Genomic DNA, 13,180 nt, shown 5'->3' with positions numbered 1-13,180 from the left:
TCACCGGTGGAAAATCTGCCGGATATAAAAAGGAGAATGAAGATTATGAACAACATGCCAGAAGTTAAGATCGGAATCGTTGCAGTCAGCAGAGATTGTTTTCCGGAAAGCCTTTCCGTAAACAGGAGAAAAGCTCTTGTAGAAGCTTACACAAAGAAATACGATGCAAAGGATATCTACGAATGTCCGGTCTGTATCGTAGAGAGTGAGATCCATATGGTCCAGGCTCTGGAGGATATCAAAAAAGCAGGCTGTAACGCACTCTGTGTATATCTTGGAAACTTCGGACCGGAGATTTCTGAGACCCTTCTTGCAAAGCATTTCGAGGGACCGAAGATGTTTATCGCAGCAGCTGAGGAAACACAGGATAATCTCTGCCAGGGACGTGGAGATGCTTACTGCGGTATGCTGAATGCAAGCTACAACCTGCAGCTTCGTAATGTAAAAGCCTATATTCCGGAGTATCCGGTAGGTGATGCAGAGGACTGCGCGGATATGATCCATGAATTCCTTCCTATCGCAAGAGCGATCGAGGGATTGAGCAACCTGAAGATCATCAGCTTCGGACCGCGTCCTACAAACTTCCTTGCCTGCAATGCACCGATCAAACAGCTTTACAACCTTGGCGTTGAGATCGAGGAGAACTCAGAGCTGGATCTTTTCGAGGCATTCAACAAGCATGAAGGTGATGAAAGGATCCCGGCGATCGTAAAAGAGATGGAAGAAGAGCTTGGTGCGGGAAACAAGAAACCTGAGATCCTTCCGAAGCTTGCACAGTACGAGCTGACTCTGAAGGATTGGGTAAGAGATCACAAAGGATATCGTAAATATGTAACACTGACAGGAAAATGCTGGCCTGCATTCCAGACACAGTTTGGATTTGTTCCATGTTATGTAAACAGTCGTCTGACAGCACAGGGCATTCCGGTATCCTGTGAGGTTGATATCTATGGTACATTAAGTGAGTTTATCGGACAGGTAGTAAGTGATGATATCGTTACACTTCTTGATATCAATAACTCCGTTCCGAAGGATATGTACAAAGAATCTATCGAAGGAAAATTCAACTATACACTTCAGGATACCTTTATGGGATTCCATTGTGGAAACACAGCATCCAGCAAGCTGTCCTTCTGTGAGATGAAATATCAGATGATCATGGCAAGATCCCTTCCAATCGAGGTTACAAACGGAACTCTTGAGGGAGATATCAAGCCTGGAGATATCACCTTCTATCGTCTGCAGAGTACAGCGGACAACAAGCTTCGTGCATATATCGCACACGGCGAGGTTCTTCCGGTTGCAACACGTTCCTTCGGTGCTATCGGTGTATTTGCAATTCCGGAGATGGGACGTTTCTACCGTCACGTGCTGATCGAGGGAGGATTCCCGCATCACGGTGCTGTAGCATTCGGACATCACGGAAAAGCTCTCTTCGAGGTGTTCAAATACATTGGTGTACCGGTTGAAGAGATCGGTTACAATCAGCCGGCAGGCGTGAGATATCCGACAGAGAATCCTTGGAGATAATTAAAACAGGCAGGTAAGATCATCCGTACGTGCTGCCTGATACAAGCAAGTCTCCACTCGCTGCTTATTGCTTTTCGTAACCCCGCAGGGGACTTTCTTGATTTGGTTAAATACGATTCAGAAACCGCGGGCTCTCAGGCGTGCAGGCGCTGCGAACTGAGAGCTGCGGTTTCTGTATTTACAGGAGGAAAAATTACTATGTATTATATTGGCGTTGATCTTGGAACTTCCGCTGTAAAGCTTCTTCTTATGGAAGGATCCGGAAAGATCTGCAACATCGTATCAAAAGAATATCCGCTGTTCTTCCCCCATCCGGGCTGGTCTGAGCAGAATCCGGAGGACTGGTTCGCCCAGAGCATGGAAGGGATCAAAGAGCTCACAGAAGGGATTGACCGCAAAGAAGTAGCAGGAATCGGTTTTGGCGGTCAGATGCACGGTCTTGTAACTCTGGATAAAGATGACAATGTGATCCGTCCGGCGATTCTCTGGAATGACGGCCGTACCGGTGAGGAGACGGAATATCTTAATACGGTTATCGGAAAGGAAAAACTTTCTCAGTATACCGCAAACATTGCATTTGCAGGCTTCACTGCACCAAAGATACTCTGGATGCAGAAGCATGAGCCTGAGAATTTTAAAAAAGTGGTAAAGATCATGCTTCCGAAGGATTATCTTGCCTATCGCTTAAGCGGATCCTTCTGCACAGATGTATCCGATGCTTCCGGTATGCTTCTTCTGGATGTGAAGAACCGCTGTTGGTCAAAGGAAATGCTTGAGATCTGCCATATCACAGAGGAACAGCTTCCGAAGCTGTACGAGAGCTGGCAGGTAGTCGGAAACCTGAAAGCGGAAGTTGCAAAAGAGCTTGGCTTCTCAGAAGATGTGAAGGTTGTAGCAGGTGCAGGCGACAATGCTGCGGCAGCTGTCGGAACAGGAACGGTTGGCGATGGCCAGTGCAACATTTCCCTTGGAACATCCGGTACGATCTTTATTTCCAGCAAAGATTTCGGAGTGGATGAAAACAATGCACTGCATTCCTTTGACCATGCAGATGGAAGCTATCATCTGATGGGATGCATGTTAAGCGCTGCTTCCTGCAACAAATGGTGGTCAGAGGAGATCCTTAAGACAAAGGATTTTGTGGCAGAGCAGGCACCGATCCAAAAGCTTGGCGAGAATCAGGTATTCTTCCTTCCATATCTGATGGGAGAGAGATCTCCGCATAACAACCCGGATGCAAGAGGCGTATTTTTCGGAATGTCCATGGATACCACGAGAGCAGATATGACACAGGCTGTTCTGGAGGGAGTTGCTTTCGGACTTCGAGATTCCCTTGAGGTTGCAAGAAGCCTCGGGATCCATATTGAGCGCACCAAGATCTGCGGCGGCGGAGCTAAGAGCCCTCTCTGGAAAAAGATCATTGCAAATGTGATGAACCTGAAGGTGGATGTGCCGGAGAATGAGGAAGGCCCGTCCATGGGCGGTGCAATGCTGGCAGCAGTAGGCTGCGGCGAATACCCGGATGTAGAAACGATCTGTAATAAGCTGGTCAGGGTAGTAGATACGGTAGAACCGGAACCGGAGCTGGTTGCAAAATATGAAGAAAAATACCGGAAATTCCGCAAACTGTATCCGGCAATGAAAGAGTTGTTCAGATAACAGCCATTTTCACGGATAAATATTGTTCTGCTTCATAGGTATGGAGCACTGAACGGTTAAAGATCAGGAGCATGTCACAGCTCCTGATTTTTTCTGTACTGTCTTGGTGTACAGCCCTTGATTTTCGTAAAGACCTTTGTGTAATAATTAGAGTCCGAAAAACCGGACAGCAGTCCTGATTCTGTGATAGAACAGGAAGGATTTTCCAGATATTCCAGGCTGCGTTCAATGCGGTATTCCTGGATGTATCCGAAGAGTGTGATATTCATGCATTTTTTGAAAAGCCGGCTGCATTCGCTGGGACTTAAGTGGATCAGGTCTGCAACATCATTCAGGAGAATCTTTTCAGAGTAGTGTTCTGCGATATAGGACATGATCTGACGGATGCGGCGGTAGTTTTCTTCATCCTGACCGGATGGAAGAGTTGTCCGGGAGATCGTATTTTCATACAAGATCTTCCAGAAGTGCTGCAGTCTGGCGATGATCTCAAATTCATACATGGGTTCCCGGATACTGTCCAGGTCGATGATGTCACGGATATCTTTTATGGCCTCGGAATGCCATTTACAGGATAGATCAAGCGGTACAGCGGACAGGGAAAAGCTTCGGAGGATCGGTTCTGTATATTTCTGAAAAAGAAGGCTTCCCGAAAATCCGTAGATCAGTTTGGGGTCAAAGGTTATGGGGATATACTGACAGTCCTGATCCTGATACATATATCCGGCATGAAGGGCATTGGCATTGCCAAAGATTGCCTGTCCCTCTTTCAGGTGAAAGGTATTCTGATTGATCTTGTAGAGCATTTCGCCCTTTTCGATATAGGTAAGCTCGATCTCCGGATGCCAGTGCCACAGAAAGGAACCGGTCTCATAGCCGGAAAGCCGCTCGTAGCTTACCAGGAATGGGAAGGAGCTGTCTCCGTGTTTTTTCAGTTCTTTTCCGGCGGGATCTGTGATGATCTGCAAGGTGTTACCTCCTTCCTTCTGTGCGCGGATCCTGAAGTGTATATCTGCTTTTCATAGTGGAATTTATTTTATCAGAAAAGGCAGAAAATGCAAAGGGATATTCCGGGATCACCACAAAATAATACGGTTTTTACACAAAATTGTTATGGACAGAAAAGACGGGACTGTTATAATAAAAGTACATGAAGCGTTACTATTCACTGGTGATATTCTGCGCATTGCGAAGTGTGTTGCTGAGAACGGAGTGAACAGTAACCATGAAGCGTGACAGAGCGGAAGATTTTTTCAGGTTCTTCCGGATCTGGGGTGTAAACTATATAACAGGAGGAAGAAAAAATGGGAACAATTAAAATTCCGGCAGCAGAAGTGCTGAAAAAAATCTATGGAGAGACAGAGGAGAGTAGCGCCCGTTATACCAATCTTGCTGTGAATTTCGAGAAGAAATATCATCATGACAAGGCAGAGTTTTTTACTGCTCCGGGCCGTACGGAGATCATTGGCAACCATGTTGATCATAACGGCGGTCAGATCATTGCGGCAAGTATCGATCTGGATACCATCGGTGCTGCTTATCCAAACGGAACCAATGTGATCCATATGATCAGTGAGGGTTACAAACAGGAAGTAGTTGTTGATCTTGACAAGCTCAGCACAGAAACCTATACAAAAGGTACAGATGCTCTTGTTGCAGGTATTATGGAGTATATGCAGAAAAAAGGCTATGCTACCGGTGGATTTGACGCTTATGTTTCCACCAAGGTTATTGCCGCTGCAGGTGTAAGCTCTTCTGCTTCCTTTGAGATGCTTGTATGTGCGATCACCAATTATTTCTTTAATGAAGGTAAGCTGGAGTATGGCGAGTATGCGAGAGCAGGTCAGTATGCTGAGAATGTTTACTGGAAAAAGGCTTCCGGTCTGATGGACCAGATGGCTTGTGCTGCCGGCGGCCCGATCCTTCTGGATTTCTCTGATAAAGAGAATATCAGCTGTGAGAAGATCGCATTTTCCTTTGAGGATATGGGCTGCAGACTTGTGATCGTAAATACCGGTAAGGGCCATGCAGATCTCAGTGAGGAATATTCCTCTATTCCTATGGAGATGCGTGAGGCTGCGAAGGCTATGGGCGTAGAGCTTCTCTGTGAGTCCAATATGGAGAATCTTCTGGCACATGTGAAGGATATTCCGAATGACCGTGCTGTTCTTCGTGCGATGCATTTTTATGAAGAGAACAGACGTGTTGCAGATGCTGTGAAGGCTGTTGAGAATAAAGACGGTGAGGGATTCCTGCGTCTTCTTGAGGAGTCCGGTAATTCTTCCTGGGAGTGGCTGCAGAACTGTTATTCTCTGCAGAATTGCAAGGAGCAGAAGATCACGTTGAGTCTGGCGCTTACCAAGCTGTTTCTGAATAAGATCGGTGCTGGTATCTGCAGAGTTCATGGTGGTGGTTTTGCAGGAGTTATCATGTGCGTGCTTCCGATCGAGAACGCAGATGCGTATGTGGACTATATGGCTCAGTATGTTGGAAGGGAAAATGTCTATCCGATGAATATCAGGAGTACAGGGGCTGTTCATGTTGAGTGATTTTTGATGGCATAACGAACGTCATGGAGGGCGATTCGTTTCCGAATGCGGCTTTGGCGGCATCCGGAAATGAACCGCCCTTTGCGCTGTACTATGATTTTTTATTTTTTAATCAAAATTTTATGATTTGTTTCTGATTTAAATTTATGGGTTATGGTATAATGAGAAAAATTTTAAGAGAGTAATAAAAAAGAATTTGCAGAAGTTTTCAAGGTGAGGTTTCTGGAGTTGTTTTGAGTTTTGTTTTTTCATTATATTTCATAAGAAAGGTTTGACATATTTATGAGCAGAAGAGAGTTTCTTGAGGTTTTACGGGGGCAGCTGTCCGGACAGATGACCCAGGGGAGAGCTGCGGCTCATGTGCGGTATTATGAGGATTACATTCAGTCTCAGGTCCGGAACGGTCGAAGTGAATCAGATGTTCTGGCAGAACTGGGGGATCCCAGGCTGATCGCCAAGACTTTGATCGATACAGATGACAGTGCAGCTGTTTATGATGAGTCTGGTTATTCTGAAGAGAGCTATGGTGCAGATGATTATGCGGATAATGGGACGGAGAGCAGTGCCGGAAAGGCAAGAAGCTTTAAACTGGATCTGAGCACATGGTATGGAAAGGCAATCGTGATCGCTATTGCAGCGTTAATTGTGATACTTTTAACAACTGTTTTGGTGGCAGTTGCTCCATTTTTGATAATTTTTGGTATAGTTTTGTATTTAATATCCTGGTACAGGAAGAAAAAAGTATAAGTGTTCCACAATAGCTGTGAATTAAAGACAATTTCCGCGTAATGAAATGGATTGCTTGTGAAAAAAGTATTTATAAGATTTGCATAAAAAATATGTGTTTGGTCTTGATTTATAGTGGATTTTACTGTATAATCTGGGTTAACAAGTTGAGATTGTGTCTGTTTTGTATAAAAACAGATGATGCCATTGAGAAGAGAGAACGGCAGAAGATATACATCGAAGGATGTGTTATTTTCTGCCGATTTTTTTATCTGTTTTTTATGGAAGGTGATCAGAATGGATTGCCTTATTGGGGTACGATAAATTGTATAAAATAGATAAAAAAATAATTATTATCAAATAATAATTGTCTAAAATAAATAAAGAAATATTGAAAAATAGGGAAATAACTGTTGATTATATGCAAGGAATATGTTATCATTTGGTAAAAAGTTGGTAAAGATAACAAATGCGCAAATACAAAGGAGGGTAGTGAGAGGGCATTTTTGACAGCAGAACGTAAATGAGAGTTTTGCTTAATGTATTGGGGTAATTGCTGGAAGATATAACGGAAATGTTTTTCAGCAGAATGTGTAATGAGCAACATGATCAGCACTGTCAGGAGGACAGAGATATCGTGATGATGCAGCTGATCGGTAGTACGTAAATTTATGAAAAGCAGGTGATATACAATGAAAAGTAAAAAATCTTTTTTCAGGACAGTGGAGCCTTATCTCTATCTGGTTCCTGTAATGATCCTTTTTATACTGTTTGTATTCTGGCCGTTCGTTAAGACGATCCAGCTGAGCTTTGCCAGAACCACACCTCTTGGTCAGGTGGCACAGTATGTAGGACTTGACAACTATACGAATATTTTTACAGATGGAACGTTCCTTAACAGTTTGGTGACAACACTGAAATTTTCTGTTATGCGAGTTATCCTTTCTATTGTGCTCGGTTTTATACTGGCGATCATCAGTACAGAGAAGATCAGGGCAAAGGGATTTTTCCGTACTGTATATGCACTTCCGATGGCTATTTCCGCAGCAGCGGCATCTGTAGTGTTCATGTTTATTTTCCACAGCTCTCTGGGTATCCTGAACAGGGCTCTCGGAACTCATATCGGATGGCTGACAGATAAGAAATATGCACTGATCGCAGTTACGATCGTTAGTGTATGGATGGCGATCGGTATGAATTTCATTTACCTTACTGCAGCGATCCAGAGTGTACCGGCTGAGCTTTATGAGAGCGTTGCCCTGGATGGAGCGAATTTCTTCCAGAAGCACCGTCATGTAACGATTCCGTCAATCTCTCCGACACTGTTCTTCCTTCTCATCATCAATGTCATCAACTCCGTACAGGCATACGCAGAGTTCAAGATGATGACCCAGGGCGGACCGGCAGAGAGTACCAACGTTATCGTGTATGAGATTTACCAGGAGGCATTTATCAACAGCCGTTTCGGTGTGGCCTGTTCAGAATCCGTAATTCTGTTTGTTATTTTGATCATCCTGACTGCACTGCAGTTTAGACTGGAAAAGAAGGTGACCTACTGATGAAAGAAAAACCATATGTAAAAGTGGCGATGTATGCGCTGAATATTATTTTTGCAATTATTATTATTGTTCCTGTTATCTACTGTTTCAATGTTAGTATGATGGATCTGAAGGAGATCTACGGCGGAAAGTTCTGGCCGTCCCATCTGACTATCGAGAACTACACAAGAGCATTTCAGCTTGCACCGTTCTTTACCTTCATTAAGAACTCACTGATCGTATCCGGTGTTATCACATTTGCTCAGGTCGTTACAGGTGCTCTTGCAGCATATGCTTTTGCAATGATGGAGTTCAAAGGCAAAAAGGTCCTGTTCTATATTATGCTGGCAACCATGATGATCCCGAGCCAGGCGATCATCATCGCAAACTACCTGACTATTGCTGACTGGGGTATCCGTAATACATACGCAGCGCTGATCCTTCCTAATGCAGCAGCAGCTTTTGCGGTATTCAACATGCGTCAGGCATTCCTGACACTGCCGAAGGAGATCCATGAGGCGGCAGAGATTGACGGATGTACAAATTTCAAGTTCTTATATACCATCGGTGTTCCGCTTATCAAACCATCACTGGGTGCTCTGATCATCTATGTATTCCTTCAGAGCTGGAACTACTATCTGTGGCCACTGCTTGTAACAGACAGTGTAAATATGAGAACGGTTCAGATCGGTCTTGGTATGCTTCAGGGGGCTGAGGCAACAGACTTCCGACCGGTTATGGCTGGTGCTATGGTTATCCTGATTCCGTCGATCCTTGTATTTATCATTGGTCAGAAGCAGATGATCAGTGGTCTGACAGCAGGTGCTGTTAAGGGTTGATCCAATCACATAAGAGCAAGTAGCAAAAATGTTAATTTGTCCGACCTGTATTGGGGCGGGTCGGACCATTATAAAAGGAGGGTTTCTATATGAACAACAAAAAATGGATGGCGATTCTTTTAGGAGGAATCATGGCTGCATCTCTGGCAGCTCCGTGCTCAGTAAGTGCAGCTGAGAAAACAACACTTACATTCTGGCATGCAATGGGCGGCACAAACGGTGAGGTGCTTCAGCAGATCGTGGATGATTTCAACGCATCCCAGGATGAGATCGAGGTTAAAGCTGAGTATCAGGGAACCTATGATGATACCATCACAAAACTGAAAGCTGCTATGCAGAGTGACTCCGGTCTTCCGGATGTTTGCCAGATGTATGACGTAGGAACAAAGTTCATGTATGACAGTGGTGCTGTCATTCCTGTAGAAGACAAATTTGAAAGCACAGGCTATGATAAGAGCTCTGTTATGGGGGTTATCAGCAGTTACTATACCGTAGACGGCAAGCAGTATTCAATGCCATTTAACGTATCCACACCTATGCTGTATTACAACAAAGACGTATTTGAGGCAGCAGGACTTGATCCTGAAACTCCGCCGACAACTTATGATGAGGTTCTTGAGGATGCCAAGAAGATCGTAGAGAGCGGAGCAGCTCCGGTTGGTTATTCACAGGCTATTTACGGATGGTTCTTTGAGCAGCAGCTTGCAGGACTTGGCGTAACATACGGAAACAATGACAATGGACGTACAGAGGCAGTTACAGCTGTTGATTTTGATTCCAACGGCGGTGGCCTAAAAGTATTTGATATGTGGAAAAAGCTGTATGATTCCGGATGCTTCGAAGATTACGGAACAACAACAGCAGATACTCAGACAGCATTCTTCTCCGGACAGGTTGGTATGATCATCGAGTCTACTGCTATCCTGAAAAATGCAGTTGATTCTTCTCCGTTCGAAGTTGGTACAGGATATCTTCCGAGAATCGAGCAGAATGATGAAGGCGGTGTTATCATCGGTGGTGGATCCCTGTGGCTTACAGATACAGGCAACGAAGCTAACGAAGATGCAGCATGGAAATTCATCGAGTACATCACAACTCCTGATGTACAGGCTAAATGGTCCATGGGTACAGGATACTTTGCGATCAACGAGAAAGCTTATGAGACAGAGGATATGAAGGCTTACCTCAAAGAAAACCCGAACTTCGAGACAGCTATCAACCAGCTGAAGGATTCTCCTGTAAACTGCAATACAGCAGGTGTTCTCTCAGGTGTACAGACAGAAGCCCGTCTTACATTCAACGAGATCATGCCGCAGGTATATGATGGCAAGCTTACAACTCAGGACGCTGTTGATCAGCTTGCAGCTTCTGTAAACAAAGCGATCGAGAACTATAACGAGTCTATTAAATAATCAGAATGCCCTCTGATCAGTAGATAGAGCAACAGATAGGGATACCGCCGCCGGGCGCCGGTATCCCTGCTGTTTTACATGCTGTGAGACTACAGATCATGTATATCCGGGGTATAGGATCATATGAAAAACTGCGTAGTGAGACGGACGGAGTGAGTCCGGCTGACTAGACAGCTTTCGAATGGAGTGAGTGTGGCCTGCGGCGTTCGTGCAAGGCAAAATGAAGTGATGCGCGATTGGCGTTATCACCGGCAGAAAATAATGTTACAACAGGAAAGGAGCAAATTTATGGGCGGAATTCTCGGAGCATGTAATGCAATATCGGATTATTTGCACACTTTAAATATGGGATCGACGCTGTTTCGGCTGATTCTTGCGATGTTTCTTGGATGTCTGATCGGTATTGATCGTGGAATGAAGAAGCGTGTGGCAGGTGTAAAAACACATATGATCGTCTGTATGGGGGCAACTCTGGTTATGATGACGGGCGATTTTATCCATGTATATTCTAATGGGGCAGGAATCGGAGATACTGCACGACTTGGCGCACAGGTTGTCAGCGGGATTGGTTTTCTTGGAGTGGGAACTATCATTGTGACCGGACAGAGACATGTATCCGGTCTTACGACAGCAGCCAGTCTTTGGACTTCTGCGTGTATCGGACTTGCTGTGGGAATCGGCTTTTACAGCGGTGCGATCTTTACCACGCTGGGGCTTATTCTGGTGTTCAAATATGCGAAATATATAGAGGTTTATGTGGAAGAGCATTCCAATACCTATGACGTATATATGGAGTTTGAAAATGAAGACAAGATGAGTATGGTCATAAAGAAGCTCCGGGAAGAGGACATCATGATCTCCAACGTAGTTATCATCAAAAAGAGATCCAAAACACAGAGTGTGGTGATCCAGGCAACAATGGAGGCTGCCAAATGGAAAGCACGCCATACTGTATTTCGTGAGGTAAGACAGCAGGAAGGAGTTATTTCTGTGGAGGAAATATGATCGGGAATCGGGAATACAATGAAACTTATCATGTTTTTGAGAAAGTTAAGAGCATGTTAAAGAAAAAACGATGTATTTTACGAAAAATGCACTTGAAATATGAAGAATAGTCTGATACAATGAATACAAAGTGAAGAAGGAATCTGATTCAGCTTGCTGAATACAGAGAATGCCATTGAGAACAGAGACCGGCATGAAGACACATGGATAAGTGTGTTTTTATGCCGGCTATTTTTATGCGCAAATGTTAATGTTTCAAAAGGATTACAAGGGTTACAAAGGGTTACGGCATAAAAATAATGGCATATTCACTTGAAAGATTGCTGTTCGTAAGCAGTACTCCTCGCAGAATATATACCTGCGGACGGCAATGCTTGTGTTGCAACGGATATTCTGCTGTTTCCGGCGCAGAGAAAGCCGGGGACAGTTCAGAAGATCCGCAAACAGGAAAGGAGAAACAGATCTATGTATGATGTGATCATTATCGGAGCAGGAGTTTCCGGAGCGGCAGCGGCGAGAGAGCTTTCAAGATATCGGCTGAAAATCTGCGTTCTGGAGCGAGAAGAGGATGTATGCTGTGGAACTTCCAAGGCAAACAGCGGAATCGCTCATTCCGGTTATGATGCAGAACCGGGAAGCCTTATGGCGGAACTGAATGTGAAGGGCAGCAATATGATGGGACAGCTTTCGAAGGAACTGGATTTTCCTTTTAAACAGACTGGTTCACTGACTGTCTGTACAACTGAGAATGGAATCGCCATGCTGCATAAGCTGCGTGAAAGAGGACTGAAAAACGGAGTAGAGGGACTGAGGATCCTTGACAGAGAAGAGGCACTTGCCATGGAGCCGAATCTGTCTGATCAGGTGCTGGCAGCGCTGTATGCACCGACAGCCGGAATTGTCTGTCCCTTTGAGCTGAACATTGCAATGGCAGAGAATGCATATAACAATGGTGTGGAATTTAAATTTGACACAGAAGTAAAGAACATCCGGAAACAGGAAAAAGGTTTTGTTGTGGAAACCTCAAAGGGTGATCTTGAGACAGGCTGTATCGTCAATGCTGCCGGGATCTATGCGGATGTTTTTCATAATATGGTAAGTGAGAAAAAACTGCATATCGCTCCTCGTAAGGGTGAGTATATGCTTCTTGATAAAAGTGCAGGAATACATGTGAATCATACGATCTTTGCACTTCCAAATAAGAACGGAAAAGGAGTTCTGGTAACACAGACTGTTCACGGTAATCTTCTGATCGGGCCTACAGCTACGGATTTGGAGGATCGGGAGGAAACAGCGACTACATCAGAGGGGATGGAGGAAGTAAGTGCCAAATCCCGGAAAACAGTAAAGGATATTCCGATGCGAAAGGTGATCACAAGCTTTGCAGGGCTTCGAGCTATCGAGGACGGTATGGATTTTGTGATCGAAGAGGTGGAGGATGCTCCTGGATTTATCGATTGTGCAGGAATCGCATCCCCGGGACTTACCAGCTCACCGGCCATTGGCTGTATGGTTGCTGACATCGTAAAAGAAAAATTACATCCGGAAGTAAATCCGGATTTTGATCCGGTGAGAAAAGGGATCCTGGATCCGTCAGAGCTTTCTCTGGAAGAAAGAAATGAGCTGATCAAAAGATCACCGGAATATGGAAATATCATCTGCAGATGTGAGATGATCTCTGAGGGAGAGATCCTGGATGCGATCCGAAGACCGCTTGGAGCGAAATCCCTGGACGGAGTAAAACGTCGTACAAGAGCAGGAATGGGAAGATGTCAGTCAGGCTTCTGCTCTCCCAGAACAATGGAAATCCTCAGCCGAGAGCTTGGCATTTCCATGGAGGAGATCACAAAAACAGGCGGAGCTTCCAGACTGATCGAAGGAATCAACAAGAAAATTGCAGAGGAGGGCGAGAACCATGAATGATA

Annotated in this window: 10 protein-coding genes; 9 read left to right on the top strand and 1 reads right to left on the bottom strand. The window is 44.8% G+C overall.

Features of this window, described 5'->3' with window-relative positions:
* Positions 1–45 precede the first annotated feature (45 nt).
* Positions 46–1,530 carry an L-fucose/L-arabinose isomerase family protein gene (locus DW694_RS09850; RefSeq protein ID WP_110102823.1) on the top strand — a complete coding sequence of 495 codons (1,485 nt, stop codon included), beginning with the start codon at positions 46–48 and terminating at the stop codon, positions 1,528–1,530.
* 198 nt (positions 1,531–1,728) lie between these two features.
* On the top strand, positions 1,729–3,189 hold the full coding sequence (gene xylB / locus DW694_RS09845; protein ID WP_059086154.1) for a xylulokinase: 1,461 nt from the start codon (positions 1,729–1,731) through the stop codon (positions 3,187–3,189).
* A gap of 74 nt (positions 3,190–3,263) precedes the next feature.
* On the opposite strand, the gene DW694_RS09840 is transcribed toward xylB, so the two are convergent.
* The gene (locus DW694_RS09840) at positions 3,264–4,154 is read right to left on the bottom strand and encodes an AraC family transcriptional regulator (RefSeq protein WP_110102822.1); all 891 of its coding nucleotides are present in this window, start codon (positions 4,152–4,154) and stop codon (positions 3,264–3,266) included.
* Positions 4,155–4,490: 336 nt separating this feature from the next.
* On the opposite strand from DW694_RS09840, the gene DW694_RS09830 reads away from it, so the two are divergent.
* From DW694_RS09830 to DW694_RS09800, 7 genes are all read left to right on the top strand, one after another.
* On the top strand, positions 4,491–5,735 hold the full coding sequence (locus tag DW694_RS09830; RefSeq protein WP_110102821.1) for a galactokinase family protein: 1,245 nt from the start codon (positions 4,491–4,493) through the stop codon (positions 5,733–5,735).
* A 282-nt stretch (positions 5,736–6,017) separates the two neighbouring features.
* Positions 6,018–6,482 carry a DUF1700 domain-containing protein gene (locus DW694_RS09825; protein WP_022426942.1) on the top strand — a complete coding sequence of 155 codons (465 nt, stop codon included), beginning with the start codon at positions 6,018–6,020 and terminating at the stop codon, positions 6,480–6,482.
* 671 nt (positions 6,483–7,153) lie between these two features.
* Entirely contained in the window at positions 7,154–8,020 is an 867-nt protein-coding gene (locus DW694_RS09820; RefSeq protein WP_022426943.1) for a sugar ABC transporter permease, read from the top strand.
* Positions 8,020–8,838: a carbohydrate ABC transporter permease gene (locus DW694_RS09815; protein ID WP_021651865.1), complete on the top strand. Its 819-nt coding sequence runs from the start codon at positions 8,020–8,022 to the stop codon at positions 8,836–8,838. Before DW694_RS09820 ends, DW694_RS09815 begins: the two co-directional genes overlap by 1 nt.
* Positions 8,839–8,927: 89 nt before the next feature.
* Positions 8,928–10,250 (top strand): ABC transporter substrate-binding protein, encoded by a 1,323-nt coding sequence (locus tag DW694_RS09810; protein ID WP_110102820.1) that lies wholly within the window; start codon positions 8,928–8,930, stop codon positions 10,248–10,250.
* Positions 10,251–10,538: 288 nt separating this feature from the next.
* Complete coding sequence (locus DW694_RS09805) at positions 10,539–11,255, top strand: MgtC/SapB family protein (RefSeq protein ID WP_022426944.1); 717 nt, start codon at positions 10,539–10,541, stop codon at positions 11,253–11,255.
* Positions 11,256–11,720: 465 nt separating this feature from the next.
* A complete protein-coding gene (locus DW694_RS09800; RefSeq protein WP_118752918.1) occupies positions 11,721–13,178 on the top strand; it encodes an NAD(P)/FAD-dependent oxidoreductase in 1,458 nt (485 codons plus the stop codon).
* Positions 13,179–13,180: the final 2 nt, after the last annotated feature.

Origin of the sequence: Ruminococcus sp. AM26-12LB, from assembly GCF_003480785.1 — a bacterium.
GTDB lineage: Bacteria > Bacillota > Clostridia > Lachnospirales > Lachnospiraceae > Blautia_A > Blautia_A fusiformis.
This window is presented reverse-complemented; position numbering and strand designations above follow the sequence as displayed.

Excerpts from the sequence above, each read along its gene's own strand:
- DW694_RS09850 (WP_110102823.1), top strand. The coding sequence starts at position 46 with ATGAACAACATGCCAGAAGTTAAGATCGGAATCGTTGCAGTCAGCAGA.
- xylB (WP_059086154.1), top strand. The coding sequence starts at position 1,729 with ATGTATTATATTGGCGTTGATCTTGGAACTTCCGCTGTAAAGCTTCTT.
- DW694_RS09830 (WP_110102821.1), top strand. The coding sequence starts at position 4,491 with ATGGGAACAATTAAAATTCCGGCAGCAGAAGTGCTGAAAAAAATCTAT.
- DW694_RS09825 (WP_022426942.1), top strand. The coding sequence starts at position 6,018 with ATGAGCAGAAGAGAGTTTCTTGAGGTTTTACGGGGGCAGCTGTCCGGA.
- DW694_RS09820 (WP_022426943.1), top strand. The coding sequence starts at position 7,154 with ATGAAAAGTAAAAAATCTTTTTTCAGGACAGTGGAGCCTTATCTCTAT.
- DW694_RS09815 (WP_021651865.1), top strand. The coding sequence starts at position 8,020 with ATGAAAGAAAAACCATATGTAAAAGTGGCGATGTATGCGCTGAATATT.
- DW694_RS09810 (WP_110102820.1), top strand. The coding sequence starts at position 8,928 with ATGAACAACAAAAAATGGATGGCGATTCTTTTAGGAGGAATCATGGCT.
- DW694_RS09805 (WP_022426944.1), top strand. The coding sequence starts at position 10,539 with ATGGGCGGAATTCTCGGAGCATGTAATGCAATATCGGATTATTTGCAC.
- DW694_RS09800 (WP_118752918.1), top strand. The coding sequence starts at position 11,721 with ATGTATGATGTGATCATTATCGGAGCAGGAGTTTCCGGAGCGGCAGCG.